A 24,655-nucleotide genomic window follows, 5' to 3' on the forward strand; every position below is an offset into this window, starting at 1 on the left:
GCGCTCACGCCAACTGCGCGGGCAGCGGTGCCGAGTGGGTCACGACCAGGCCGGACACCGCACGCGTCAGCGCCACGTACAGCCGCCGCAGCCCCGTCCGTTCGTCCGGCTCGCCGTCCACCACCGCCTGCGGCTCGTCCAGGACCACGTAGTCGTACTCCAGGCCCTTGGCGAGGGAGGCCGGGACCAGGGTGAGGCGGGTCTCGCGGGTGGTCTCCTCACCCGGCGCGAGATACGTGATCCCCGCCGCCGTCAGCGCCTCGGCGAGCGCGGGGACACGGGCGTCCGCGGCGATCAGACCCGTCGAGCCCTCGTTGCGCAGCAGCTCCTCGCAGGCGGCGACGGTCTCGCCCGTCTCCGTGACCGAGCGGACCTCGAAGAAGCCCGGGTTCTCCCGGACGGAGGCGACCGGGGTGAGGCCGGGCGCGATGTGGGGCAGGAGGCGGGACGCGTAGGTGATGACGTCCGTGGGGACACGGAAGCCCGCGGTCAGCTCCTCGATGTGCCCCTCCTGTTTGCCGAGGTGGGTAAGGGCCTCCTGCCAGCTGCGGGTCGCCCACGGGGTCGTCCCCTGCGCCAGGTCTCCCAGCACCGTCGCGCTGCCCGTCGTGCAGCGGCGGCCGACGGCCCGGTACTGCATGGGGGACAGGTCCTGCGCCTCGTCCAGGACGACATGGCCGAGCGAGTGCGTGCGCTGGATCAGGTCGGCCGCCTCGTCGATCAGCACCGCGTCCGCCGCCGACCACTTGGCCGACCTCACGCTCCGCACCGGCTTCGCCCACACGATCGTCTTCTGCTCGTCCTCGTCCAGGACGCCGCCGGCGTGCTCGGCGAGGAAGTCCGCGTCGGTCAGCAGCCGCAGGACGAGCTTCGCCGGGTCGACGGCCGGCCAGAACTCCTTCACCGCCGCCTTCACCGCGCTGTTGCGGGCGACGGCGTCCTGCACCCGGTCGTCCGGCGCCTCCCCGGAGCGCTCCATCTGCACCAGCACCGCGTGCGCGATCCGCTGGGGCAGGGCCTCGCGCGCGGCGCCGTAGCGGATGTCCCGCTCCAGCAGCTCCCGGACGATCTGCTCCAGTTCGTACGCCGCGACCCGCCAGCGGCGCGAGCCGCGCACCACGACGACCGCCTCGGTGGGCATGCTCACGTGGGAGTACAGGGCCCGGCGCAGCACCTCGGCCATCCGGGCGTCGCCCTTGACGACCGCGGCGGCCGCGTCGTCCGTGCCGCGCACCTCCACCTGCGCGACCAGGTCGTCCACGGTGGCCTGCTGCACGGTCAGCTCGCCGAGCGCGGGCAGGACCTGCTCGATGTAGTGCAGGAAGGACCGGTTCGGGCCGATGACGAGCGTGCCGGTACGGGCGAGCCGCTCCCGGTGGGCGTACAGCAGATACGCGACCCGGTGCAGGCCGACGGCGGTCTTTCCGGTCCCCGGGCCGCCCTGCACGCACACCGTGCCGGACAGGCCGGAGCGGACGATCTCGTCCTGCTCGGGCTGGATGGTGGCGACGATGTCCCGCATCGGGCCGACGCGCGGCCGCTCGATCTCCTGCTGGAGCAGCTTGCTGGTGGCGGCGGCCTCGGCCGGGTCGGACAGGTGCTCGTCCTCGTAGGCGGTCAGGTCGCCGCCGGTGTAGCCGAAACGGCGGCGCAGCCCGATGTCCATGGGGTCTTTCTTGGACGCCCGGTAGAACGGCTGCGAGACCGGCGCACGCCAGTCGATGACCATGGGGTCCCCGTCGGCGTCGTGCACATGCCGCCGCCCGATGTAGAACTGCTCCCCCTCGGCCCCTTCGGCCTGCGCCGCCCCCGGCGCGTGCAGGAAGTCGAGCCGGCCGAAGAACAGCGGGGTGTCGCTGAGGTCGGCCAGCGCCTTGATGCGTTCGTCGATCTGCCGGGCGAGCACCTCGGCGTTGACCCAGTTGGCGGTGACGTCCCGGATGTCCAGCGCCTCCACGTCCTCGCGCATGGCACGCAGGGCGGCACGGGAGGCGGCGAGGTGGGAGCGCTCTCGGGCCAGGGGATCGTCGAGCGGGTCGTGGGCGGGCGTGGACAAGGGGGTGCCTCCGGATCTGCTCTTCCATGACTGGGGCATGACGGGGCCGCCCGGTTTCCGTCCGGGCGGCGGCGCTCCATGGGGGAGGCGGGCAAGAGCGGAGATTCTAAGGGAGGCACTCAGGGACGGGCCAGCGAATTACGCGCGGACGCATCCGCCGCCCGGACCGTCTGGGCCGCCGCCAGCCGTCGGTACACCGAGCTGGCGGAGAGCAGGTCCTCATGACGTCCGCAGGCGGTGACGCGGCCCTCGTCCAGCACGACGATCTGGTCCGCGTGCTGGACGGTGGAGAGCCGGTGCGCGATCACGAGGACCGCGCACTCCCGGGTGACGTCCCGCAGGGCGGCGGTGAGCGCGGCCTCGTTGAGGGCATCGAGGTGAGAGGTGGGTTCGTCGAGGAGCAGCAGTGCCGGGCGGGTGAGCAGGGCGCGGGCCAGGGCGACGCGCTGGCGTTCGCCGCCCGACAGGCTGGCGCCGTGCTCACCGACGGTGCCGTACAGGCCGCCGGGCAGCTGCTCGGCCACCTGCTCCAGCCGGGCCAGCCGCAGGACCCGGCGCACCTCGTCCTCCGTGGCGTCCGGCCGGCCGTAGGTGATGTTGTCGTGGAGCGTTCCGCGGACGACGTGGCTGCTCTGGTCCACGATCGCGAGTTGTGCCCGGCAGCTGCCGCGGCCAAGTTCGGTGGCGGGGCGCCCGTGGAAGCGGAGCAGGCCCGCGTCGGGCTCGTAGAACCGGGCGATCAGCGCGAACACCGTGCTCTTGCCCGCACCGGAGAGTCCGACGAGGGCGACCTGCCGACGCTGGGGCACGGTGAAGGAGACCCCGCGCAGCACCGGCCGGTCCGGCCGGTAGGCGAAGTGGACGTCGTCCAGCGCGAGCGCCGGTACGTGCGCGGGCGCGGGCGGGGCGGGCGGTCCGGCCGGGCCGCTGGGCTCCACGGGCAGCCGCAGGGTCTGCTCGACCCGCAGGTGGGCACCCATGCCCCGCTGGATCAGACCGGCCGCGCGGAACACCGAGGACAGGGGCACGACGAGGTACGAGGCGTACAGCAGGAACGCGACCAGGTCGCCCAGGGAGTGACCGTGGCCGTGCACGCGCAGGCCTCCGATGACGAGGACCAGCAGGAAGGATCCCTGGACGGAGAGTTCGACGGCCGAACTCATGACCGCGGCGAACTTCGCACCACGCACTCCGGCGGCTCGGGCCTCGTCGACGCGGGCGCCGATGCGGGCCGCCTCACGCTGTTCGGCGCGGTACACCCGGACCATGGCGAGGGCCCCCAGAGCGCGTTCGAGGTCGGCGGCGACGGCGCCGACGGACGACTGCATGCGTTCCGAGGCGGTGCGGATGCCCCGGAGCAGCAGCGCGACCACGGCCGCCGCGCCGGCCACCGTCGCCGTCACGAGCAGGAGCAGCAGCGGGTCGATCCATCCCATCAGCACCAGCGCGCCGGTGGCGACCAGGGCCCCGGTGACCAGGTCCACCAGCGCCTGGGCGACCACCTCGCGCAGCAGGGTGGTGTCGGCGGTCACCCGCGCGATCAGGTCACCGCCGCGCTGCCGGTCGTACTGCCGCATCTCCAGGCGCAGCAGCCGCCCCACCAGGTCGTGGCGCAGCTGCCGTACGACGCCCTCGCCCATCCGCTCCAACAGGAACCGGCCGACGGCACCGGTGGCGGCCTCGGCGGCGAACAGGGCGGCGAGCAGCAGAAGCGGCGGCCACACGGGCTGCTGCCCGCTGCCGGCGTCCACCACCCGCTTGGCCAGCAACGGCTGTGCGAGCCCCAGCGCGGACGCCACGAGGGTCAGCGTGGCGGCCAGGGCGATCGCACCGCGGTGCCGGGCGGTGAGCCGGTAGACGGCGATGATCGCGGCCCGTGTGGACCGGTCCGTGCCCTCCTCCTCGTCGCTCGCCGTCATCGGGGCATCGGGCCGACGGACATCAGAGGGGCGAAGTAGCCGTCGGGTACGTCCTCGCCCACCGGCCGGCCCTCCACCTCGAGCCAGGCGTGTGCGGTGAACGGCGCCACGACGCGCACGCCCGTGCACCAGGTCGGCCAGGTGCCGCCGAGGCGGCACAGGAGGGCGGCGCCGAGGGAGCGGGGCAGGCAGCCCTTGGGTCCGGCGCAGCGCAGGCTCACCGCGCACACGGCGTCGCGGGCGCGCCGGGCCTGGAGCACGCTCGCGGGGGCGGCGCCGCGGCGGAGCAGGCCGAGGACCGCCCGGATGTGGCGCGGCGGCAGCAGCGAGAGGACGACGGCGGGGAGGAGGACCGCACGGGCGGCGAGCCGGCGGCCGAGAGGTACGCCGCACGGCCGCTCCAGGGCGCTGGGCGTCGTCATTCGGCCAGCCCGCCGGAGCGCAGCTGCTCCACCAGGGCGGTGACGTCGGCGCGTGCGCGGTCGGCGTCGACGTCGAACGCCTCCGCGACCGCCGCCGCCGCGGCCGCTTCGTCACCGCCCGCCATGAGCGTGTCGACCACGAGGGTCGCGGTGGGGTTCAGCTCCCAGTACTCGCCGGAGCGCTGGTCGAGGAGGACGGTGCCGTAGTCGGTCTTCGCGGTGCAGACGTCGGCACCGAACCGCAATGTCATGAAGGCCTTCCTTTCTCTGTACGTGTCCGTGTCCGTGTCCCCGAGTCCCCGGGGCTCCGGGGTCAGTTGCCCACGTCCTGCGTCGTACGGCCGAGCGCGCGCAGCCACACCTCGGCCGCGATGGTCGAGTACAGGACCGCCTCCCGCAGGTGCCGGGTGGCGGGGCGCTCCGCGAGGCGGCGCAGCGCGTCGCCGTCCACCAGCCCCAGCTGTTCCAGCCGCGAGTCCTCCCACAGCGCCATGAGGTCGCCGCGGTGCTCGCGCAGCCCGTCGGCCGCGTCCATCGAGGCGGTGGCCTTGTTGGTCCGGCGCAGGCAGTCCTCGGGCACGACGCCGCGCATGGCCGCGGTCAGCAGCGGCTTGTACCGCCAGGGCGAGACGCGTTCGTCGGGGCGGACCGCGAGGGAGGCCTCGATGACCCGGTCGTCCAGGAACGGCGAGGCCATGGGCAGCCCGCAGCGGGCCGCCATGTGGTCCCACTGCCGGATGATGCGGGTGCAGCCGCGGATCTGTTCCAGGTCGGCGTGGAGCCCCCGGTCGGGGTGCAGGGGCTGCGCCCGCCGGGCGGCCGTGCGCAGCGCCGTACGGGCCAGGTGCTCCGCCTCGGGGGTGACCCACTCGAACAGGCGCGGGGTCATGCCCCAGCCGAGGCTCGTGGTCACCGTCGAGGGCAGCGGGTCGCGCAACCGGTGCTCCGTGTCCGCCAGCCAGGTGCCGTAGGACCGGGAGTCGGCCAGGGCGCCCAGCATGGGGCCGAGCGGCCACTGCCACAGCGCCTTGAAGCCGCGCAGCTGCCGCAGCGCGAACAGCGGGCGGCGCCGCGCCAGCCGGTGGTAGTACGCCTCGGAGCACCAGGCCACGTGGTCGCCGCCGATGCCCGTCAGGTGCACCCGGCTGCCCCGTTCGGCCATGGCCGGCAGGTGGTGCAGGACGCGTGCGCGGTCCATGACGCCGATGGTGGGCTCGTCCAGCAGGTCGTCGATGGCGAGCAGTCCGTCGTAGACGAGGGGGGAGGCCTCGGCGTCCCAGACGACGTGCTCGACGTCCGGCAGGGCGGCCGCGGCCCGCCGGGCCCAGTGCAGGTCCGTGTCGGCGGGGTCGCGTCCGGGCCAGGTGGAGGCGACGACGCGGGCCGGTGAGCGGTCGGCGAGGAAGCAGACGGAGGTGGAGTCGAGACCGCCGGAGAGGTCGCAGCTGACCGTGCCGCCGTGCCGGGTGCGTGCGGCGACGGCCTTCTCGAGGGCCTCGCGGACCAGGGGAGCGCCCGTGCGCAGCGGGACGACCGGTTCCGGGGGCGTCCACCACCGGGTATGGCGTGCGTCGCGTCCGTCGGGTGCGAGGACCAGCGCCTCGTGCGGGGCGACGGCGGTGACCTCGGGCCACAGCGGCTCGTCCGGCAGGGGGTGCGGAACGGGCCAGAGCAGCCGCACGGCCAGGCGGTCCGGCGCCGGTTCGGCACCGAGCGCGGTGGCCAGGAGGTCCGCACGCGTCGCGGCCACCCGGGTGCCGTGCACCAGGGCGTGGAAGACCAGCCGGAGGCCGGAGGCCGTGCCCTGGACCCGGATCCGTCCGTCGAGGGCGGCGACGAGGTGGCAGCTGCCGGGCAGTGAACGGGCCCACTGGTCCAGTGCGGCGAGGTCCCGCAGGGAACGGGCGACCCGTTCCAGTTCCGTGCTGTCGACGGGGACGCAGCCGACGAGGGCGAGGGCCGCGGATCCGCACCGCGCGCTGACGATCTCCTGGTCGTGCCAGTGGCCGACCAGCCAGGGCCGGCCACTGGCGTGGTCGAGGCTGCGGGTTCCGGGGCGGGCGAAGGAGCGGGCCACGGCGGCCGCGTCCGCGCGGTCGGCGAAGACCGCGAAGTGCGCGTCGCCGTGGCCCGTCCCCGCACGTGAGTGCAGATCAGTCATGACGTCGAGGCAGAGGCCGTCGCTCGTCCGCCGTTCAGTTCTTGCTCAGGATGAGCCGGTCGTTGCCGGAGAACTGCAGGAGGCCGGTCTCCTTCCGGAAGGAACCCAGACGGACGAGGGTCGGTGCTTCGTAAGCCTTCTTCATGACCTGTTCTCCCTACGGGTTGTCCCTCCGCCCATCGAGGGCGGCGTGTCACCAGCTAGCCGGGGAGCGGAGTGCCGCGACAAGACCGAGGAGAATGGTCATATTGTCTGTAAAGTCTATTCGTTGGTGGTGCGTTCGAGTGCTGAACGGGAGCCAGTCCGCCGGCCGGCCGCATCGCACAGGTGCCGGGGGTGTGTGCCGAAGGAACGTTTCCTGGTGGACCGTGGGCCCGGCGGCGACGCCCCGGCCGGAAGGGGGGCGCGGGAGGGATCCGTAGGGGCGTACTCCGGTGGCGGGCCGCGATACCGGATGCGGTCCCCTAGGGGACGAATCCGCCCGGCGTAGGGGGAGCGCTCCGTCCGGAGGGGGACGTGACGGGCGGCCGGGTCGGCCCCGAAGACCGATGCCGATCACGCCGTGCGAGAGCGACTATGAAGACATGAGCACAGCGACCATCCACCCAGCCCCCGCCCGCCCCCCGGCCGGAGCCACGGCCGTCGACGGGCCTCATCGCCACCTCGTCGGCAGCGCCCTGCGGGCCGTCAAGGTGTTCGCGGAGGCGGCGTTCGGCGTCGTCGTCCTCGGCGAGTACGGCGAGGAAGCGGGCATACGCCGCAAGTGACGTCATAGGGTCACGTCCGTGCGGAAACGGACGGCCCTGCCTCTCCTCGCCCTCTCCCTCGCCTCCTTCGGCACGCTGTGCGTCCTGCACGGCGCCCCCATGGCCGACTTACTCGTCTACCGGGCCGAGGGCGCGGCCGTGGCCCACGGCACCGATCTCTACGGCTTCACGGTCACCCGGTGGCGGCTCCCCGCGACCTACCCGCCCTTCGCGGCGCTCCTGTTCGTCCCGGCCGCCTGGCTCTCCGTGCCGGTCCTGAAGGCGCTCTTCCTCGCGGGCAACGCGCTCCTGCTCGCGGGCCTGGTCGCCCTCTCCGCCCGCCTGGCGTCCCGCACCCTGTCCGCGCCCCTGCTCTGCGCGGCCACCGCCGCCGCGCTCTGGCTGGAACCGGTCTTCCAGACGCTCCTGTTCGGTCAGATCAACCTGGCCGTCGCCTGCCTGGCCCTGTGGGACCTGACCCGGCCGGCCGGCGCCCGCGCCAAGGGCATGGCCCTCGGGATCGCGGCCGGCATCAAGCTCACCCCGGCGGTGTTCGTGGTGTACCTGCTCCTGCGGGGCCGCGTCCGGGAGGCGGCGACGGCGGTGGCGGCCTTCGCGGGCACGCTCGCGCTGGGCGCCGCGCTGCTCCCTTCCGCGAGCGCCGACTTCTGGACCCGGCGCCTGTACGAGACCGGCCGGGTGGGCAAGGCGTGGATCGTGGACAACCAGTCCCTGCGGGGGCTGATCGCGCGGGCCCTGGGCGATCCCGAGCCGGGCCTCGCCTGGGCGCTCCCGGCGGCGGTGGTCGCGGTGGCGGGCCTGGTGCTGGCGGCCCGTACCCGCCGGGACAGCCACGGGATCCTGCTGACCGCGTTCACGGCCCTGCTGGTCTGCCCGATCAGCTGGACCCATCACTGGGTGTGGTGCGTGCCGCTGCTCGCCGTGCTGCTGGCGGAGGGACGCACCCCTGCCGCTGCACTGGTGGTCCTCGTCTTCACCGCGCGGACGATGTGGCTGGTGCCCCACGAGGGTCCCCTGGACCTCGAACTGCCGTGGTGGCAGCAGCCGTTGGCAGCCGCTTATCCGATCCTGGCCCTCGCGCTGATCACCTCGTATGACAGCATGATCAGCCGTTGTCCGATCCTTTCGACCGAGCAAACGGGGAAACAGGCATGCCTCTCTCGACCCTTTCGATCCGCAAGGCGGTGAGCGGTCTGACCGCCGCCACCGCGCTCGCGCTCGGCGCCACCGTCCTGGCCGCGCCCAGCGCCTCGGCCGTGGGCTCCTCCGGCTGCACCAAGAACATCAAGGACCAGACCCTGCAGGTCGTCCAGTGGGACCACGCCGACATGCACACCGGCCCGGGGTACACGTACAAGGTCAAGAAGTCCGTGTTCGCGGGCAGCAAGGTGCGCGTGTACTGCACCGCGTACAAGAAGGGCGTCACCTGGTACTACGGCAAGTCCGGCAAGACCAAGGGCTGGATGGACAGCTACGCGTTCTTCTAGACCGCCCCTCGGCCCGCTAGCCCTCGGCCAGGATCTCGTCCGCGTCCATGATCCGGTAGGCGTATCCCTGTTCGGCCAGGAAGCGCTGGCGGTGCGCGGCGAAGTCCTGGTCGATGGTGTCGCGGGCGACGACCGAGTAGAAGTGGGCCTGGTGGCCGTCGGCCTTCGGGCGCAGCACGCGTCCGAGCCGCTGGGCCTCCTCCTGGCGGGAGCCGAAGGTGCCGGACACCTGGATGGCGACCGTGGCCTCGGGCAGGTCGATCGAGAAGTTGGCGACCTTGGAGACGACGAGCACACTGATCTCGCCCTCACGGAAGGCGTCGAAGAGCTTCTCGCGCTGGGCGTTGGACGTCTCCCCCTTGATCACCGGGGCGTTCAGGTGCTCGCCCAGCTCGTCGAGCTGGTCGATGTACTGGCCGATGACGAGGATCTGCTGCCCGGCGAACCGGCGGACGATGGCCTCCGTGACCCTCCGCTTGGTGGCGGTGGTGGCACAGAAGCGGTACTTCTCCTCGGTCTCGGCGGTGGCGTAGGCGAGCCGCTCGGAGTCGGTGAGGTTGACCCGGACCTCGACGCAGTCGGCGGGCGCGATGTAGCCCTGCGCCTCGATCTCCTTCCAGGGCGCGTCGAACCGCTTGGGCCCGATCAGGGAGAACACGTCCGACTCGCGGCCGTCCTCGCGGACGAGGGTGGCCGTCAGGCCGAGCCGCCGCCGCGCCTGGAGGTCGGCGGTGAACTTGAAGACGGGGGCCGGCAGCAGGTGCACCTCGTCGTAGACGATCAGTCCCCAGTCCCGGGAGTCGAACAGCTCCAGGTGGGGGTAGACGCCCTTCCGCCTGGTGGTGAGGACCTGGTAGGTGGCGATGGTGACGGGGCGGATCTCCTTCTTCGTCCCGCTGTACTCGCCGATCTCGTCCTCGGTGAGCGAGGTCCGCTTCACCAGTTCGTGCTTCCACTGCCGGGCGGAGACGGTGTTGGTGACGAGGATCAGCGTCGTCGACTTCGCCTGGGCCATCGAGCCCGCGCCGACCAGCGTCTTCCCGGCGCCGCAGGGCAGCACCACGACCCCGCTGCCGCCGTGCCAGAAGTTCTCCACGGCCTGCTTCTGGTACGGCCGCAGGTTCCAGCCGTGCTCCAGCAGCTCGATCGGGTGCGCCTCGCCGTCCACGTACCCGGCGAGGTCCTCGGCCGGCCAGCCCAGCTTGAGCAGCGTCTGCTTGATCTGCCCCCGCTCTGAGGGGTGCACGACGACGGTGTCCGGATCGATGCGGGCGCCGACCAGCGGGGTGATCCGCTTGGACTTCAGGACCTCCTCCAGCACCGGCCGGTCGGTGCTGGTGAGGACGAGTCCGTGCGCGGGGTGCTTGGAGAGGGTCAGGCGGCCGTAACGGTCCATCGTCTCGGCGATGTCCACCAGCAGGGCGTGCGGCACGGGGTAGCGGCTGTACTGCACGAGGGCGTCCACGACCTGCTCGGCGTCATGCCCGGCTGCCCGCGCGTTCCACAGGCCGAGCGGCGTGACCCGGTAGGTGTGGATGTGCTCGGGCGCCCGCTCCAGTTCGGCGAAGGGCGCGATGGCCCGACGGCAGTCGTCGGCCCGCTCGTGGTCGACTTCCAGGAGCAGGGTCTTGTCGGACTGGACGATCAGTGGACCATTCACGCGCGGCACACCCTTTCCACAACGGCCAAACGTCCAGTGTGCCTCATCGGGCGGGATCGGCGGCAGGCCCCGAGATCAGCGCCCCTTCCCGGTCGGGGCGGGGCTCACGGCGTGGTGTGGACGAGGAAGAGCTGGGCGTCCGCGCCGGTGCAGGGTTCGACGACGGCCTCCGTCCCCGCGTCGGTGCTCGCACCCCTGATGCCCACGCATCTGCCGCCGTCGATCCGGATCAGATAGCTCCGGCCGACGGACTTCTCGGACGTCGTGGACCGCCCGGCTTTCGCGGGCTTCGTGGGCACGAAGCGGAAGACGGTGGTCTGCTCGCACGCCTCCCAGGGCTCGAGCAGCCCCTCGCCGGGCCCGGAGGTGAGCGCCTTCAGACAGCCCTTCCCCTGGCCGGGGCGGTACCAGGTGATGCGGTAGGCGTCCTTGCCCACCGGTTCCAGGGTCGTGGTCTGCGGTTTCGTCTCGTCGCACGGGCGCTGCACGGCGACGAGGGAGCCGTACCGCCCGTCCGTGACCTGCCCGTCCGTCACACACAGGCCGGAGGAGGCGAGCGGCCGGAGGAGGACGTGCCCGCGCGGCAGCCGCACGGGTCGGGAGGCCCCCGGGTCCTCGGAGGGGCCCGAGCCGCCGGAGTCCCGCAGGGACCAGGTGACGGCCGCGATCAGCGCGACGGCGAGGAGGGACGCGGCGACGACCCGGGTACGGCGCAGACCCATGAGCCGCCGGACCGGGCCAGGGCCCTTCGCCCCCGGAAGCCCGCTCCCCGAGTCCCCTGAGCGACTTGAGGCTGCTGAGCGACTTGAGCCCCCTGAGTCCCCTGAGCCACTTGAGGCCCCGAAGTCCCCTGAGTCCCCTGAGTCCCCTGAGGCCCCGAAGTCCCCTGAGCCACCTGAGCCCGCCGAGTCCCCCGAGGCCGGACCCTGCGCCGGGGACCTCGCGGCCCGCTTCCGGGCGGCCAGCCATGCGTCCACGAGATCACCCTCCCCGCAGGCCCGCACGAAGGCCACCAGCAGTTCCTGCCGGGGCAGCGAGCCGTTGCGCAGCACGTCGGCCAGCGTGCTGCGCGGCAGCAGCTCGCCGTGCCGGGCGGCGCGCTCCTCGAGCTGGCGGTACGTCAGCCGGGAGCGCGCCTTCAGCTCGCGCAGTTCCGCGTTCAGGTCCGCCGCGGTCCGTAATTCCTGCAACGCGAGGGATCTCTGGTCCATGGGACCCATATTTGTTGTGGGCCTGCCATGGAACAAAACCCTTTCAGGACAAGTCGCCGGACGCCGGGTCCGGGCCCTTGACGTCCACGTCGCCCGAGTGGGCGGAGAACCGGTCGCGCAACCCCTTCCCCCGCTCGTGTGTCTTGACCGGCGGGAGGCGCGGTGTGGGCGGCGCGGGGAGGAGTGCACGGATGTCGGTACGCAGAGGGGCAACCGGCGTCGGCGCCGTGGTGGTGCTGATCGCCACCGGAGCCTGGGCGATGGGGCGGGGGCACGTCGACACGCCGCTGTGGGGCGAGGTGCGGCCGGTGATCGAGGCCCGGCTCGCGGCGGATTCACGAGGGTCCGGGTACGGCGAGGCCGTGCCCGCGCTCGACGCGCGCTGGTTCTGCCGGGCGGAGGCGCTCGACCTGGAGCAGCACGGGGACGACGTGCGGGCGGGAGTCAGAACGCTGTGCGTCGAGTACGGGATGCGCGACGGAGGCCTGGTGGAGTGCAGCGGCGGGCAGGCCCCGCAGGTGGTGCGGCTGGCGCGGGACGCGGACGGCCGATACCGGGTGGTGTCGCGGGAGCAGGCACCCGACGGCGAGGGCCACACCCGGTGGACCCGGGCGCACTTCGGCGGGTTCGAACGCACCTCCCTCGACGAACCGATGTCCTCCGACAGCCTGGAGCGCGCCGCGCGCGCCCACTTCGGCCTGCCCGCGCACGCGCCGGTCGGGGACTGCTGAGGCGACCTCAGTCGTCCGCCAGCTCGGCCACCCCCGTGATCCGGTGCAGGGGATACGTCCGGACCTCGTCCGCCGTGTGGTCGTACGCCGTCACGAAGCCGCCCTCCACACGGATGGGCGCGATGACGCGCTGGCTGGCGCTGCCCTCGGCGTTGACGTAGCCGATCCACAGGGACTCCCCGGTGAGGACGGCGGCCTGCACGGTGGCCAGCGTCTCGGCGGAGGAGGTGCGGGGCAGTTCGCCGCCCGCCAGGGACGAGCCGCCGGTCTTGCGCGGGGTGGTGGCGGCCAGATCGCCGGCCCGGATCGCGCGGATCGCCGCCGCCAGGAGCGTGGCGTCGGGCGGCGGCGGGCCGTCCGGCACCGGCTCGGGGGCGGTGCGCGGCGGGGTGCGGTGGGCGTGGGCCCGGGTGATCAGGACATCGCCCTCGGCGGACTCGGCGGCCGGGGCGTAGCCCATCGCGCGCAGGCCCTCCAGCAGCGTCGCCGGGTCGGACTGGGTGGCCAGGACGGTCGGGGCGAGGCGGCGCAGCCCCAGGGCGGCGGCCCGCCTGTCGGCGAGGATCTCGTTCAGCAGGGTGTCGTCGTCGCAGCGCACGTACGCCGAGGCCGCGCCCACCCGCAGATGGCCGTGTTTGCGGGCCACGTCGTCGATCAGGTAGGCGAGCGGCTGCGGGACCGGGGTGCGGGAGTGCTGGGCGAGGAAGGCGTGCAGGTCGCCGGCGGTCCGGCCGGCGTCCAGGGCGCGGCGCACCGAAGCCGGGGTGAAGCGGTAGACGGTCGCCCCGCCCTTGGACTCCACCTCCGCGAGCACGCCCAGCGTCTCCGCGAGCGGGCGCCGCAGCGGACCCGGGGCCACGGCCGTCAGGTCGGCCTGGAGCAGGACGTGGTCCAGGGGCTCGGGGAGCAGCGGGGCGAGCATCCGGGCCGCGGCGGTCGTGGCCACGGCCTGCTCGGCGGGGGAGAGGGGTGCGTGGGACACGGGCGGGCGGTGATGGTGCACCGGAAGCTTGTCGCCGGGGCCGGGGGACTCCGCTGAGCCGGCCGCCGCGGTGGCGGCCGGTGCGCCGGCCGCGGGGGCCGACGGTGCGCCCAGGAGCGCGCGGGCCTGCGCGGACAGGGCGCCGCGCCCGGTGACGCCCAGCAGTTCCGCCTCCGCGAGCGTCCAGCGGGCCAGCCGGATCCGCAGGTCCTCGTCGCGTTGCGGACCGCGCAGCGGCCGTTCCCAGCGCAGCCGGGCCAGCAGCGACTCGGTGTCCGGGGCCGTGCCCTGCGGCAGCCCGGCCAGCAGGGTCAGCACCCGGTGCCGTACCTCGGGCGCGGCCGAGCGGTCGAGACCCGGGCCGAGCGCGGAGAGCGTACGGTCCTTCGCGTCCCGGCCGCCGACCAGTCCCGGCGTGCGGGTGCCCAGGAGCCAGGCTTCCGCGAGCCGGGCCCAGCGCTCGGCGGGGGGCCGCTCCAGCCACTCGTCGTAGGCGGGGGTGGCCGCGTACCGCTCGTCGGCCTCGCCGTCGGAGGCGAGCAGGCCGGCCGCGTAGGCCAGCTCGACCCAGAACGCGGCGACCGGCTCCGACACGTCGAGGGCGACGGCGGTCCGCTTCAGATCGCGCACGCTGAGCCCCCCGGCCCGCAGCACGGCCGGACCGCCCTCGTCCCAGTCCTTCAGCAGCTCCTCGACGGTGGCGAGGGCGGTGTACGCCTGCCCGGCCGCCGTCGCGTCCACCACCTGTGGACCGTGGGCCGCGGCCTGGTCCACGGCGGGCGGCAGCGGCTCGGGCCCCTGGTGGGCGCGGCCCGCGCGCAGATGCAGGGCGACCTCGCGGGGCAGGACGACCGTGCCGGGCGCGGTCGGCAGCAGCAGGCCGCGGTCCAGCAGCCAGCGCAGATGCGCGGCCGGATCCGGGGTGACCTGCCCGTACGGTGGCCCCCACAGCAGCCGGGACAGCACCTCGCGCGCGGCCTCCGGGGCCCCGGCGAGCAGCCGGGCCATCTTCTTCCGGTCGGTGAACAGCGCGGTGAGCGCGGCCACGGCGGACACCGAGTCATGGGACGAGGGCAGCCCGGCCGTCGTCACGATCTCCTGGATCCGGCCGGGCGACATGCCCGAGGTGGCCTCCTGCACCGTCGGCCCGAGACCGGTCGGGGACGGATGCTGCGGCGACGGCGCGAGCAGTTCCCGGGCGGTGCGCACGAGCCGGAGCCGGTCGTCGTCGCCCCACACCAGCGCCTGTTCGCGCAGGGTGTGGACGGCCCGCGGCAGCGTGGCGGCGACGGCCTCGTCCCCGGCGTCCCCGGCCATCAGCCCGAGCAGCGTCCCGTACGGCGCCGGGTCCGGGGCCACGGCCAGCGCCTCCGCCGTCTGCAGCGCGAACCGGTCCAGCCGCTCCAGGGCACGCAGCACCGAGGCCCGGGTGCCGGCCCGGGTGGCCAGCTGGGTGAGGTCGGTCGGGACAGGGGTGACGAGGTCCGGGCGGCTGCGCAACAGCGCGCCCAGCGAGGCGTCGTCCCGGGCCCGGAGCGCCTCCGCGAGGGACCGGGGGGCTGCCGCCGACTTCTCCTCGTTGCTCATCCGGCCAACGGTAGCGGGTGAGCACGTTCCAGCCGAGCGCGTCGCGTGAGCGGACGGCGGCACCGGCCCCGGTCGACCGGAAGGAAGCGGTACCGTCCTCACCGGGGTTCATCGCCGTCACCCCGGAGGGGTTCCGTGGGGATCGAGAGCGACCAGGTCGTCTACGAGTATCTGAGCCGCGTGGGAGACGTCGCTCAGCAGCGGCAGCTGCCGTCGGCCACGCGGATGCGGCTCGTGTCGGAGTTGCGCAACGAGATCGACCGGCGCCGGGCCAAGGCGACCGTGGACTCTCCCGCCGCCGTCCGCCGCATCCTGGACCTCCTGGGCAGCCCGGACGAGATCGTCGAGGCCGCGGGCGGCGCCGCGGGCACCGCCCGCGGCGCGCAGTCGCCCGCCGCCGTGCCCGTACAGCCCGTGCCGGGCAAGGGGAAGCCGGAGCCGGCGGCGGAGGAACGGCCGAAGGGGCTGCGCCGGGCCGTGCCCCGCCCGCGCCCGGCCGAACCCGAGCCCCCCGCCCCGCGCGCCGCGCCGTCCCCGCCGCACCTCGCCGCCGCGCACGAACTGGGGGACGGCGCCGCACCGCCCGACTGGTGGCGCGTGGGCGGCGCCCCCTTCGGCGGCCCCGCGGCCGGCCCCTTCGGGGAGACCGACCCGGTGCCGGGGTTCGTCGGCGGCGTGGAGATCCCGGAGCTGCTCAAGCGGCCGCCGCAGGAGACGGAGGAGGCCGCGGCCCGGGACACCGCGCCGGAAGCGGACCCGGCCGAGGCCGCGCCGGCCCCGCGCCGCCGCCTGTTCACCCGCCGGACCGGCGCACCCGCCGCGGCCGAGGCCCCCACACGCCGTCTCCTCCCCGGCCCCGCGGCCGGCTGGTCCAATCCCCTGCTGCTCCTGGCCGCCGCCGCGCTGGTCGCCGGTGCGGTGCTCGGCAACCTGTTCGCGATGCTCCTGGGCTGGCTGATCGCCTACGGCTCGCGGCGGCTGACGCCCGCGGAGATCAAGTGGGCCGTGATGGTCCTGCCCGGCACCGCGGTCGCGGCCGGACTGGCATGGCTGTGGGGCAGGAACGACGGCCGCTGGGGCGAGCCGATCGTCCAGGGCCACATGGCGGACGCCGTCGACGAGACCTGGCCGTGGGTCGTCCGGGGCGCGGCGGTCGCCTCGGCCCTGTACCTGGTCTGGCGCTCACAGCGGAGCAGATGACGCCGTCGGGGCGGTCGTCCGTCCCGCCGCGAGCGCGCGCCGCGGGGGCGCGGGGAACCGCGCGGGTGACCACGACGGACCCGCACCCGGCAAGCGGCCCGCACCCACTCCGGCGATCATCCGCCCCGCCCGCCGGCGCCACCCGGCACAATGACCCCCATGGCTTCCCTCACCGTCGGCTTCGACCTCGACATGACCCTCATAGACTCCCGGCCGGGGATCCGTGCCTGCTACCTGGCGCTGTCGGAGCGGACGGGGACGTACATCGACGCCGATCTGGCGGTGACCCGGCTCGGGCCGCCGCTCGCCGACGAGCTGGTCAACTGGTTCCCGGCCGAGCAGGTCCCGGCGATGGCCGACCTGTACCGGGAGATGTACCCGTCGATCGCCGTCGCCGCGAGCCCCGCGATGGCCGGGGCCCGGGAGGCGATGGACGCGGTGCGGACGGCCGGCGGACGGACGATGGTGGTGACGGCGAAGTACGAGCCGAACGCCAAGCTGCACCTCGCCCACCTGGGCATCGAACCGGACGTGGTCGTGGGCGACCTGTGGGCCGAGCGCAAGGCGCAGGCGCTGCGCGCGCACGGCGCCGGTGTGTACGTCGGCGATCACACCGGTGACGTGCGCGGGGCCCGGACGGCGGGCGCGCTGTCGGTTGCCGTGGCGACCGGGCCCTGCCCCGCCGACGAGCTGCGGGCGGCCGGGGCGGACGTCGTCCTGGACGACCTCGCCGCCTTCCCGGGGTGGCTGGCCGGTTACCGGGAGGCGCCCCGTGCCTGACGCCGTCCGGCGGTGACCGAGCGCAGCACACCCGCGCCGGCGATCAGGAAACCGACGGCCATGAGCATGCTCAGCCCGAACATGTAGGTCGGAAAAGGCTTCGCGCCGAAGAACAGCGGGGCCACCGTGACGAGGGTGGCCGCGGCCCCGATGAAGAAGACGACGGCACCGGCGCGGATCAGCCGGTCACCCGGCGCGGCGGAATTCGTTTGGGTTTTGTCACGCACCGGACCAGGGTAGTTCCCTGCGCGAGAGAACAACCGGGGGACGTCTTGTCACCCGCCTGAAGACCGTTAGCCTTGGTAGCGCTTGGTATCGGCGGGTCATGGTCGACCCGCTTCAGTGCTATCAAGAGCCGTTTCCGAGCAGTTTTCCCGACGAGTACGAGGACGAGGACAGACGTGCCTACCGGCAAGGTCAAGTGGTTCAACAGCGAGAAGGGCTTCGGCTTTCTCTCCCGCGACGACGGCGGTGACGTCTTCGTCCATTCCTCGGTTCTCCCCGCCGGAGTCGATGTGCTCAAGCCGGGACAGCGTGTGGAGTTCGGCGTCGTCGCCGGTCAGCGCGGCGACCAGGCGCTCTCGGTGACCGTGCTCGACCCGACGCCGTCGGTCGCCGCCGCCCAGCGCAAGAAGCCGGACGAACTGGCCTCGATCGTGCAGGACCTGACGACCGTGCTCGAGAACATCACGCCGATGCTCGAGAAGGGCCGCTACCCGGAAAAGGCCTCCGGCAAGAAGATCGCCGGCCTGCTCCGCGCGGTCGCCGACCAGCTGGACGTCTGAGACCCCACGGGAGAGCGAACGCGTTCCGGCCGTCCTACGGGAAAGCGAGCGCCGTCGGGCCGAGGGGAGGCAGGAGACCCTCGGCCGCCGCACGCGTGAGCAGCCCGCGGACGGCCGCGTAGCCCTCCTCGCCGAGGCCGGCGGTGAACTCGTTGACGTACAGCCCGATGTGCTGGTCGGCGACGGCCGGATCCATCTCCTGCGCGTGCTCCATGACGTAGGGCCGGGAGGCCTCGGGGTCGTCCCAGGCGGCCCGTACGGAGGCCCGGACGGACTCGGCGAGCCGGTCCAGGGCGGCGGCGCCCAGCGACCGCTTGGCGATGATCGCGCCCAGCGGGATCGGCAGCCCGGTGGTCCGCTCCCAGTGCTCGCCCATGTCGGCGAGCTTGTGCAGCCCGTAGTTCCGGTAGGTGAACCGGGCCTCGTGGATGACCAGTCCGGCGTCCACCTTGCCGTCCCGCACGGCCGGCATGATCTCGTCGAACGGCATCACGACGATCTCGCCGACCCCGCCCGGCAGCACGTCCGCGGCCCAGAGACGGAACAGCAGGTAGGCGGTCGACCTCTCGCTCGGTACCGCGACCGTACGCCCCGTCAGCTCGGCGCCGGGCTCCCGGGTGAGCACCAGCGGCCCGCAGCCCCGGCCCAGCGCACCGCCGCACGGCAGCAGCGCGTACTCGTCGAGGACGTACGGCAGGACGGCGTACGACACCTTCAGTACGTCGAACTCGCCGCGCTCGGCCATGCCGTTGGTGATGTCGATGTCGGCGAAGGTCACGTCCAGCGCGGGGGCGCCGGGGACGCGGCCGTGGGCGAGGGCGTCGAAGACGAAGGTGTCGTTCGGGCAGGGCGAGTACGCGATCTGCAGGGCGTGCTGCTCACTGGTCGTCATGCGGGTTCCAACTCTCCAATGCGGGGGCGAGCTTCCCGAAGGCCTCGGTGAGGGCGGTGAGGGCGTCGCCGATGCGCCAGGCGGCGCGGTCGCGCGGGCCGACCGGGTTGGAGATCGCGCGGACCTCCAGCACGGGCACCCCGTGCGCGGCGGCCGCCTCCGCCACCCCGAACCCCTCCATGCCCTCCGCGAGCGCGCGGGGGTGCCGGGCACGCAGCTCGGCGGCGCGGGCGGCGGTGCCGGTGACGGTGGAGACGGTCAGGACGGTGCCGGTACGGGCGCCGGTGGCCTCGGACACGACTCGTACGAGTGATTCCGGTGGCCGGTGGGTGACGGTCCCGAAACCCAGCTCGGTGACCGGGAGGAAGCCGTCGGCGGTCTCGGCGCCCAGGTCGGCCACGGTGAGCGCGTCGGCGACGACGAGCGAGCCGACCGGCGCCCCGGGCGCGAAGCCGCCGCCGATCCCGGCCGAGACGACCAAGCCGTACGGCGAGCCGGCCAGCGCGGCGGCGGTGAGGGCGGTGGCGGTGGAGGCGGCGGCGAGGGCCGGGCCGACCCCGGCGGCGAGCAGATCGCAGCCCGCGGCCGTACGGCGGAGCAGGGCGCCCGGCAGACGCACGTCCTCGGCCGCCCCGGGGAACGCCCGTGCCACCGCGTCCCGTTCGGCGGGGACCGCGGTGGCCACGAGGACCTGCACGGGGGGCGTGATCAGGCCTTCTTCAGCTTGAACGACCAGAAACCCTTGGCGCCCTTCTCACCCATCTGGATGGAGACGGTGTTGCTGGTGCCCTGGGTGCCGTACTGGGCGTTGAAGAACGCGCTACCGGGGATGGTGCGGTAGGTCTTCTTGCTGGCGTCGGTGAACTGGCGGCCGTTCACCAGGATGATCCAGCCGCTGTCCGCGATCTTCGGGTCGACACCGAAGCGGACCGTCTGGTCCTGGTCGACCTTGATCGACTTTGCTTCGTCGGCCTTCCCCTGGCACTTCTCCAGCGCCTTGACGTCCAGCTTCTTGCCGTCGTTGTAGCAGATCGCCTCGGCGTTGACCGAGTCTCGGCCGACGGTGATCGTCGCGACGGGGGTCGGCTTGTCGCAGGCCGACAGGACGAGCAGTCCGGCGGAAACGGCGCCGGCGGCGGCGACGGCGCGGCGTCGCACAACGGATTGCAGCGTGGTCATGGCCGAAGGCTATCGGGCGGCCGGAGCCGTCCGCCCATGTGGGGTGCGGCGTGCCCGGTTCGTTACGCCAGGTGTGCCGGTGACGCAGGAGACCGTGGCCGGTTCGTTAGGCCACCCGTGCCCGGGACCGGTTGCCGTGCCGGGCCGAGGCGAGGAGCCCCTTCACGGTGGTCAGCCAGCCGACGGCCACGAACAGAGCGGCGACCAGCAGGCCGACGGTGCCGTTCAGCGGCATCACGATGCCGACCGCGCCGCCGAACACCCAGGCCATCTGCAGCAGCGTCTCCGAGCGCGCGAACGCCGAGGTGCGCACCAGCTCCGGCACGTCCCGCTGGATCAGCGCGTCCAGCGACAGCTTGGCCAGCGCCTGCGCGAACCCGGCGACCGCGGCGAGACAGGCCACCACGAACGCGCTGAAGAACACGGCGGCCACGACCGCCGTCCCGAGCGCCACGGCGACGACGGTCACGATGATGATCTCCGGAGCGCGTGATCTCAGCCACGCCCCCATGGCCGTCCCCAGCGCGTTGCCCGCACCGGCCGCGACACCCACTATCCCCAGCGAGACCGCCGCGCTCTCCCCGGTCAGCGGATGCTCGCGCAGCAGGAACGCGAGGAAGAAGATCAGGAAGCCGGACAAACAGCGCAGGGCGGCGTTGGCGCCGAGCGCGTGCGTGACGGCGGGCCCCACGGTCCGCAGCCCCGGCCGCTTGACCTGCCTGCGGTGCGGCCCGTGCAGATGCCGCTCGTCGGCCGCCAGCAGCGCCGTGTCCTCGCCCTTGGCCGAGTCCACCTCCGGCGGCAGGGAGAACGACAGGAACGTTCCCGCCACGAAGATCACGAAGGCGCCGTAGAGCGGCCAGGGATCACCGACGGCGTGCAGCCCCGCCGCGACCGGCGCGGCGGCACCGGTGGCCAGGAGGCCGGCCAGCGTGACCCGGGAGTTGGCCTTCACGAGCGAGAACCGGGGCGGCAGCAGCCGCGGTACGACGGCACTGCGCACCACTCCGTACGCCTTGGACGCCACGAGCACGCCCAGCGCGGCCGGATACAGCTCCAGGCTCCCGCTCGCCACGGCCCCGGAGACGATCAGCGCGAGCAGCGCCCGGGCCAGCATCGACCCGGCCATCGCGGCGCGCCGCCCGTGCGGCAGCCGGTCGAGGAGGGGGCCGATCACGGGGGCCAGGACGGTGAAGGGTGCCATGGTGATGGCGAGGTAGAGGGCGACCCGCCCCCGCGCCTCGTCGGTCGGCACGGAGAAGAACACCGTGGACGCGAGCGCCACGGTGACCATCACGTCCCCCGCGCCGTTCACCGCGTGCAGCTCGATCAGCTTGCCCAGCCCCGATTCGCCCGCGCCATGGGCGTGCGTGGCCTTGCGGATGCCCCGCGCGGCACCGGTGACCGGAAAGTGCAGGGCACGCGCGACGGAACGGACGGCACCACCGACCCGGCTCGCACCGCCACCCCGAACCCGACGCCTGTCCGCGGTCGCCACGTGGTTCATAGTGCCCCGAGAAGCGGCCGGATAGTGCGGATCCGGCACGTATGGCGGTGATCCGTGCCGCGCGGAACCCGCGTCTTCCGGCCGCGCGGGACGGGTGGGAGGGCGGGAAAACCTGCCACGTAGCGGCAACGAATCCTGTTCGGTGTAGCGTGCGTATCTCAGCCATAACGCAGAATGGATGGCAGAGGTGCGCCCGAGCGCGCGGATGCAGACGTCGATGCGGTCCCCCGGTCCGCTCCGTCGGCCAACCCGCCGGAGGCAGCCGCACTCGATGAGACGGCGTAGGAGAGAAGCGATACCTGTGAGCGCAGCGACCACGCGAAGCCGCACCCCCGACCGCCTGTGCGCCGAGGCCGTCGACCTCGCCCGCGGCGCCGCCGAGGAGGCCGCCGCGCCCGGCGTGGTCGGCGAGCACGCCGGCCTGGTCTCGGAGGGCGACCGCGTCGTCACGCACTTCTTCGAGTGCAAGGAGCTGGGCTACCGGGGCTGGCGCTGGGCGGTGACGGTGGCCCGCGCCTCCCGCGCCAAGATCGTCACCCTCGACGAGGTGGTCCTCCTCCCGGGCCCCGACGCCCTCCTCGCCCCCGAGTGGGTCCCCTGGAGCGAGCGCCTGCGCCCCGGCGACCTCGGGCCCGGCGATCTGCTCCCCACCGACCAGGACGACCTGCGCCTGGAGCCGGGCTACACCGGCGAGGACCAGCCGACGCCCAACGCCGCGGTGTCCGAGGAGATGGCGGAGCTGGCGGAGGCGGAGGACGCCGACGTCGCTCCGGGCGCCCCGGCCGTCCAGCAGACGACGCCTACCCGGGGCTCGATCGCCGCCGTCGCCGAGGAACTCGGCATGCGCCGCGCCCGGGTCCTGTCCCGCTACGGCCTGCACGTCGCCGCCGACCGCTGGGAGGAGGGGTTCGGCGCCAAGACCCCGATGGCGCAGGCGGCCCCGGCCACCTGCATGAGCTGCGGCTTCCTCACCCCGATCGGCGGCTCCCTCGGCCAGGCCTTCGGCGTCTGCGCGAACGAGTTCTCCCCGGCCGACGGCCGTGTGGTCTCGCTCGCCTACGGCTGCGGCGGCCACTCGGAGGCGGCGGTCATGCCGAAGCCGCCCCAGCCGGCCCAGCCGGTCATCGACGAGACGCGGGTCGACCCCTTCCCCCTCCGCCCGGCGCGCGACTCGGGCTCGGTCCCGGAGGCGGGCGACGAGGAGACGGCCGAACTCGGTCACTCGTAGGCCGGGGCGGTCCCGGACGGCCGCGCGGAGGACGTCAGCCGCGCCGGCCGGCGGGGATTCCCGCCGTCCGGCCGCGCGTGCCGGCCGACCGCCAGAACGCGACGAGGGCACGGGCCGTCTCCGCCGGGCGGTCCACGTTCGGTGAGTGGCCGGCGCCGTCGACGACCACCCGGTCGGCGGCGAGGCGTACGGCCATCTCGTCCTGCCAGGGGACGGGCCAGGCGTAGTCGTCGCTGCCCGACAGGACCAGCTTGGGCAGGGGCACGGCGGCCAGCTCCGCCACCCGGTCCGGCTCCGTGACGAGCCGGCGGCCGGTCGCCGTCAGCTGCTCGGGCACGGTGTTCAGCCAGCGGCGGCGAAGGAACTCGAGCACCTCGGCCGGAAGTTCGCCGGCCGCGGAGTCCTCCTTCCGCATCTCCTCCCACAGGGCTTCCTTGCCGAGCAGCGGCAGCCAGTCGACGAGCAGCCGGACCCGTTCGCGCTGCTCCGGCCGGATGGCGGCCGGGCCCGAGCCCATCAGGGTGAGGGAGGCCCAGGGGCGGGGAGACGCGGCGGAGAGGACGGCCGCGCGCGCGATGAGCCCGCCCATGGAGTGGCCCACGAGGTGCAGCGGCGCCGCCGCGAGCGCGGCCGTCTGAGCCAGGACGTCGGCGGCCAGTTCGTGCTGGGCGTAGGCGTCCTCGTCGGCGGGGCCCGGCGTCTCGTGCTGACCGCGCCCGTCCACGGCGACCGCCCGGTACCCGGCGGCGCCCAGGTGCCGCAGCAACGGCAGGAAGTCCTCCTTGCTGCCGAGGAAACCGGGCACCAGCAGCACGGTGCCCGCGTGCTCCGCCTCCTTCGGCGGGGCGCAGTCCAGGACGGTGAAGGGGCCGCGGTCGGTCTCCAGGCGGCGCACGCGCGTCCGCGGGGGGAGGCAGAGGCTCGGCGGTCGGCTCATGGGGCGAGGTTACGGGAGCGGCGGGGCGCCCTTGTCTCCCGCCGGACGCGCAACTGCCCCTGCTCCGCCCCCGGTTCGGTCATACCGCCGGGCCGAGTTCCCGCCGTACCCGGGTGAGGAAGGCCTCCACCGGGCGCAGGTCCTGGTGCGGGACGAGGCCGGTGACCAGCCGGTGGACGTAGCCTCGGGCGCGGCGGGAGTCGACCTGCTTGAGGATGTCCACCGAGCGGTGACCGAGGACCAGGCTCTGTTCCAGGTCCCCGGCCTTCAGATGGGCGGTGGCGACCACCGTGAGCCGCATGCCCACCGATCGGGTGAACGCGTTCGGGGCCATCGTGGACGCCTGGTCGTGCCAGGCGAAGCAGGCCCGGGGGTTGCCGAGGTCGCGGTGGATCTCGGCGGCGTCGGCAGCGAGGCGGGCGTGGGTGAAGAAGTCGATCCACTCCGGCGCGTCGCCGGGGCGGGCCACCTCCAGCAGGTGCTCGGCGGCCGCGAGCGAGGCCCCGGCGGCCCGCGCGTCGCTGGCGCGGGCGTGGGCGCGGGCCTCGATGAGCCGGGCGAACGCGAGGACCCGGGTGCTCGCGTGGTGCTCGGCCCCGGCGAGCGCGCCGTGGGCCAGGGCGAGGGCCGTGGCGGGACGGCCGTACAGGGTGGCGTGCAGCGCCATGGTGGTCAGCACGTACGCCGACGTGTCGGGATCACCCGCCGCACGGGCCCAGTACAGGGCGCGGTCGAGGTGGCGGCGGGCGGCCGCGTGCCGTCCGGTGTCGAGCGCGGCCCACCCCGCCAGCCGGGCGAGTTCGGCGCTGATCACGCACAGCTCGCGTTCGCGGCTCGCGGTGAGCGGCCGGCCGAACAGCGGCAGCGCCCACTGGTCGAGCAGATGGGCCGCGGCCTGCGCCTGCGCGCTGCCGCCGCCGTGGCGGGAGTCGCCGTGCCGGACGGCCGCGACGGCCCGGTGCAGGGCCGCCACCTCCTCCCGGCCGACCCGACGGCGGCCCCAGGGGCCGGCCCCGGGGTGCCCGGGGCCCGCGGCGCCGGCCGGGACGGCCGGAGGCAGGGCGGCGGCGAGCAGGCCGCCGCCCGCCGCGGAGAGGATGACTCGACGGTCCATGGGGCGACCTCCGATCGTGGGGCCGTGCTCGCCGGTGCGGGGTGCGCCGC

Annotated in this window: 24 protein-coding genes; 8 read left to right on the forward strand and 16 right to left on the reverse strand. The window is 74.0% G+C overall.

What is annotated here, in order from left to right:
• Positions 1–4 precede the first annotated feature (4 nt).
• The 6 genes from ACZ5CW_RS00805 to ACZ5CW_RS00830 form a co-directional block, all read right to left on the reverse strand.
• Positions 5–2,056, reverse strand: a complete 2,052-nt coding sequence (locus ACZ5CW_RS00805) for a HelD family protein (protein WP_468597120.1) — start codon at positions 2,054–2,056, stop codon at positions 5–7.
• Positions 2,057–2,175: 119 nt separating this feature from the next.
• On the reverse strand, positions 2,176–3,975 hold the full coding sequence (locus ACZ5CW_RS00810) for an ABC transporter ATP-binding protein (protein ID WP_468597121.1): 1,800 nt from the start codon (positions 3,973–3,975) through the stop codon (positions 2,176–2,178).
• A complete protein-coding gene (locus ACZ5CW_RS00815; RefSeq protein ID WP_468597122.1) occupies positions 3,972–4,397 on the reverse strand; it encodes a lasso peptide biosynthesis B2 protein in 426 nt (141 codons plus the stop codon). Before ACZ5CW_RS00815 ends, ACZ5CW_RS00810 begins: the two co-directional genes overlap by 4 nt.
• Positions 4,394–4,648: a lasso peptide biosynthesis PqqD family chaperone gene (locus ACZ5CW_RS00820; protein ID WP_468597124.1), complete on the reverse strand. Its 255-nt coding sequence runs from the start codon at positions 4,646–4,648 to the stop codon at positions 4,394–4,396. Before ACZ5CW_RS00820 ends, ACZ5CW_RS00815 begins: the two co-directional genes overlap by 4 nt.
• A 62-nt stretch (positions 4,649–4,710) precedes the next feature.
• The gene (locus ACZ5CW_RS00825) at positions 4,711–6,558 is read right to left on the reverse strand and encodes a lasso peptide isopeptide bond-forming cyclase (protein ID WP_468597126.1); all 1,848 of its coding nucleotides are present in this window, start codon (positions 6,556–6,558) and stop codon (positions 4,711–4,713) included.
• 34 nt (positions 6,559–6,592) lie between these two features.
• Positions 6,593–6,703 carry a keywimysin-related RiPP gene (locus tag ACZ5CW_RS00830; protein WP_468597127.1) on the reverse strand — a complete coding sequence of 37 codons (111 nt, stop codon included), beginning with the start codon at positions 6,701–6,703 and terminating at the stop codon, positions 6,593–6,595.
• 439 nt (positions 6,704–7,142) lie between these two features.
• On the opposite strand from ACZ5CW_RS00830, the gene ACZ5CW_RS00835 reads away from it, so the two are divergent.
• Genes ACZ5CW_RS00835 through ACZ5CW_RS00845 form a run of 3 tightly spaced genes read left to right on the forward strand, consistent with a single transcriptional unit; the run spans position 7,143 to position 8,812 of the window.
• Positions 7,143–7,325 carry a hypothetical protein gene (locus tag ACZ5CW_RS00835; protein ID WP_468597129.1) on the forward strand — a complete coding sequence of 61 codons (183 nt, stop codon included), beginning with the start codon at positions 7,143–7,145 and terminating at the stop codon, positions 7,323–7,325.
• Positions 7,326–7,343: 18 nt separating this feature from the next.
• On the forward strand, positions 7,344–8,513 hold the full coding sequence (locus ACZ5CW_RS00840; protein ID WP_468597131.1) for a glycosyltransferase 87 family protein: 1,170 nt from the start codon (positions 7,344–7,346) through the stop codon (positions 8,511–8,513).
• Positions 8,477–8,812, forward strand: a complete 336-nt coding sequence (locus ACZ5CW_RS00845; RefSeq protein WP_468597133.1) for an SH3 domain-containing protein — start codon at positions 8,477–8,479, stop codon at positions 8,810–8,812. The genes ACZ5CW_RS00840 and ACZ5CW_RS00845 overlap by 37 nt, the downstream gene beginning before the upstream one ends.
• 16 nt (positions 8,813–8,828) lie before the next feature.
• On the opposite strand, the gene ACZ5CW_RS00850 is transcribed toward ACZ5CW_RS00845, so the two are convergent.
• Together ACZ5CW_RS00850 and ACZ5CW_RS00855 are read right to left on the reverse strand one after the other, a co-directional pair.
• The gene (locus ACZ5CW_RS00850) at positions 8,829–10,472 is read right to left on the reverse strand and encodes a DNA repair helicase XPB (RefSeq protein WP_468597135.1); all 1,644 of its coding nucleotides are present in this window, start codon (positions 10,470–10,472) and stop codon (positions 8,829–8,831) included.
• 104 nt (positions 10,473–10,576) lie between these two features.
• Positions 10,577–11,683, reverse strand: coding sequence for an RICIN domain-containing protein (locus ACZ5CW_RS00855; RefSeq protein WP_468597136.1), 1,107 nt, complete (start codon positions 11,681–11,683; stop codon positions 10,577–10,579).
• Between the two features lie 191 nt (positions 11,684–11,874).
• Here ACZ5CW_RS00855 and ACZ5CW_RS00860 point away from each other — a divergent pair, with 191 nt between their 5' ends.
• The gene (locus ACZ5CW_RS00860; RefSeq protein WP_468597138.1) at positions 11,875–12,414 is read left to right on the forward strand and encodes a hypothetical protein; all 540 of its coding nucleotides are present in this window, start codon (positions 11,875–11,877) and stop codon (positions 12,412–12,414) included.
• A gap of 7 nt (positions 12,415–12,421) precedes the next feature.
• Here the strand turns inward: ACZ5CW_RS00860 and ACZ5CW_RS00865 are convergent, their stop codons facing one another.
• On the reverse strand, positions 12,422–14,983 hold the full coding sequence (locus ACZ5CW_RS00865) for a helicase-associated domain-containing protein (RefSeq protein WP_468597139.1): 2,562 nt from the start codon (positions 14,981–14,983) through the stop codon (positions 12,422–12,424).
• 135 nt (positions 14,984–15,118) lie between these two features.
• Here ACZ5CW_RS00865 and ACZ5CW_RS00870 point away from each other — a divergent pair, with 135 nt between their 5' ends.
• Both ACZ5CW_RS00870 and ACZ5CW_RS00875 read left to right on the forward strand, forming a co-directional pair.
• Complete coding sequence (locus tag ACZ5CW_RS00870) at positions 15,119–16,183, forward strand: hypothetical protein (RefSeq protein WP_468597141.1); 1,065 nt, start codon at positions 15,119–15,121, stop codon at positions 16,181–16,183.
• Positions 16,184–16,333: 150 nt separating this feature from the next.
• The gene (locus tag ACZ5CW_RS00875) at positions 16,334–16,963 is read left to right on the forward strand and encodes an HAD family hydrolase (RefSeq protein WP_468597142.1); all 630 of its coding nucleotides are present in this window, start codon (positions 16,334–16,336) and stop codon (positions 16,961–16,963) included.
• Here ACZ5CW_RS00875 and ACZ5CW_RS00880 read toward each other — a convergent pair.
• Positions 16,939–17,190, reverse strand: coding sequence for a hypothetical protein (locus tag ACZ5CW_RS00880; protein ID WP_468597143.1), 252 nt, complete (start codon positions 17,188–17,190; stop codon positions 16,939–16,941). The genes ACZ5CW_RS00875 and ACZ5CW_RS00880 overlap by 25 nt on opposite strands.
• 174 nt (positions 17,191–17,364) lie before the next feature.
• On the opposite strand from ACZ5CW_RS00880, the gene ACZ5CW_RS00885 reads away from it, so the two are divergent.
• A complete protein-coding gene (locus ACZ5CW_RS00885; protein ID WP_397985359.1) occupies positions 17,365–17,748 on the forward strand; it encodes a cold-shock protein in 384 nt (127 codons plus the stop codon).
• Between the two features lie 34 nt (positions 17,749–17,782).
• Here the strand turns inward: ACZ5CW_RS00885 and ACZ5CW_RS00890 are convergent, their stop codons facing one another.
• The 4 genes from ACZ5CW_RS00890 to ACZ5CW_RS00905 all read right to left on the reverse strand — a co-directional run bounded on the left by ACZ5CW_RS00890 (position 17,783) and on the right by ACZ5CW_RS00905 (position 21,326).
• Positions 17,783–18,640: a 1,4-dihydroxy-6-naphthoate synthase gene (locus tag ACZ5CW_RS00890; RefSeq protein WP_468597145.1), complete on the reverse strand. Its 858-nt coding sequence runs from the start codon at positions 18,638–18,640 to the stop codon at positions 17,783–17,785.
• Positions 18,627–19,337 (reverse strand): futalosine hydrolase, encoded by a 711-nt coding sequence (locus ACZ5CW_RS00895; protein ID WP_468597146.1) that lies wholly within the window; start codon positions 19,335–19,337, stop codon positions 18,627–18,629. The genes ACZ5CW_RS00890 and ACZ5CW_RS00895 overlap by 14 nt, the downstream gene beginning before the upstream one ends.
• A gap of 11 nt (positions 19,338–19,348) precedes the next feature.
• A complete protein-coding gene (locus ACZ5CW_RS00900) occupies positions 19,349–19,819 on the reverse strand; it encodes a DUF2771 domain-containing protein (protein ID WP_468597147.1) in 471 nt (156 codons plus the stop codon).
• A gap of 106 nt (positions 19,820–19,925) precedes the next feature.
• Positions 19,926–21,326, reverse strand: coding sequence for an MFS transporter (locus tag ACZ5CW_RS00905; RefSeq protein WP_468597149.1), 1,401 nt, complete (start codon positions 21,324–21,326; stop codon positions 19,926–19,928).
• Between the two features lie 301 nt (positions 21,327–21,627).
• On the opposite strand from ACZ5CW_RS00905, the gene ACZ5CW_RS00910 reads away from it, so the two are divergent.
• On the forward strand, positions 21,628–22,554 hold the full coding sequence (locus tag ACZ5CW_RS00910) for a DUF3027 domain-containing protein (protein WP_468597150.1): 927 nt from the start codon (positions 21,628–21,630) through the stop codon (positions 22,552–22,554).
• A 34-nt stretch (positions 22,555–22,588) separates the two neighbouring features.
• On the opposite strand, the gene ACZ5CW_RS00915 is transcribed toward ACZ5CW_RS00910, so the two are convergent.
• Together ACZ5CW_RS00915 and ACZ5CW_RS00920 are read right to left on the reverse strand one after the other, a co-directional pair.
• Entirely contained in the window at positions 22,589–23,491 is a 903-nt protein-coding gene (locus ACZ5CW_RS00915; RefSeq protein WP_468597152.1) for an alpha/beta fold hydrolase, read from the reverse strand.
• 79 nt (positions 23,492–23,570) lie between these two features.
• Complete coding sequence (locus ACZ5CW_RS00920) at positions 23,571–24,605, reverse strand: sporulation protein (protein ID WP_468597154.1); 1,035 nt, start codon at positions 24,603–24,605, stop codon at positions 23,571–23,573.
• Positions 24,606–24,655 lie beyond the last annotated feature (50 nt).

Source organism: Streptomyces sp. NPDC031379, assembly GCF_055569615.1.

Excerpts from the sequence above, each read along its gene's own strand:
- ACZ5CW_RS00810 (WP_468597121.1), bottom strand. The coding sequence starts at position 3,975 with ATGACGGCGAGCGACGAGGAGGAGGGCACGGACCGGTCCACACGGGCC.
- ACZ5CW_RS00815 (WP_468597122.1), bottom strand. The coding sequence starts at position 4,397 with ATGACGACGCCCAGCGCCCTGGAGCGGCCGTGCGGCGTACCTCTCGGC.
- ACZ5CW_RS00820 (WP_468597124.1), bottom strand. The coding sequence starts at position 4,648 with ATGACATTGCGGTTCGGTGCCGACGTCTGCACCGCGAAGACCGACTAC.
- ACZ5CW_RS00825 (WP_468597126.1), bottom strand. The coding sequence starts at position 6,558 with ATGACTGATCTGCACTCACGTGCGGGGACGGGCCACGGCGACGCGCAC.
- ACZ5CW_RS00830 (WP_468597127.1), bottom strand. The coding sequence starts at position 6,703 with ATGAAGAAGGCTTACGAAGCACCGACCCTCGTCCGTCTGGGTTCCTTC.
- ACZ5CW_RS00835 (WP_468597129.1), top strand. The coding sequence starts at position 7,143 with ATGAGCACAGCGACCATCCACCCAGCCCCCGCCCGCCCCCCGGCCGGA.
- ACZ5CW_RS00845 (WP_468597133.1), top strand. The coding sequence starts at position 8,477 with ATGCCTCTCTCGACCCTTTCGATCCGCAAGGCGGTGAGCGGTCTGACC.
- ACZ5CW_RS00855 (WP_468597136.1), bottom strand. The coding sequence starts at position 11,683 with ATGGACCAGAGATCCCTCGCGTTGCAGGAATTACGGACCGCGGCGGAC.
- ACZ5CW_RS00860 (WP_468597138.1), top strand. The coding sequence starts at position 11,875 with ATGTCGGTACGCAGAGGGGCAACCGGCGTCGGCGCCGTGGTGGTGCTG.
- ACZ5CW_RS00865 (WP_468597139.1), bottom strand. The coding sequence starts at position 14,983 with ATGAGCAACGAGGAGAAGTCGGCGGCAGCCCCCCGGTCCCTCGCGGAG.
- ACZ5CW_RS00875 (WP_468597142.1), top strand. The coding sequence starts at position 16,334 with ATGACCCCCATGGCTTCCCTCACCGTCGGCTTCGACCTCGACATGACC.
- ACZ5CW_RS00890 (WP_468597145.1), bottom strand. The coding sequence starts at position 18,640 with ATGACGACCAGTGAGCAGCACGCCCTGCAGATCGCGTACTCGCCCTGC.
- ACZ5CW_RS00900 (WP_468597147.1), bottom strand. The coding sequence starts at position 19,819 with ATGACCACGCTGCAATCCGTTGTGCGACGCCGCGCCGTCGCCGCCGCC.
- ACZ5CW_RS00905 (WP_468597149.1), bottom strand. The coding sequence starts at position 21,326 with ATGAACCACGTGGCGACCGCGGACAGGCGTCGGGTTCGGGGTGGCGGT.
- ACZ5CW_RS00915 (WP_468597152.1), bottom strand. The coding sequence starts at position 23,491 with ATGAGCCGACCGCCGAGCCTCTGCCTCCCCCCGCGGACGCGCGTGCGC.
- ACZ5CW_RS00920 (WP_468597154.1), bottom strand. The coding sequence starts at position 24,605 with ATGGACCGTCGAGTCATCCTCTCCGCGGCGGGCGGCGGCCTGCTCGCC.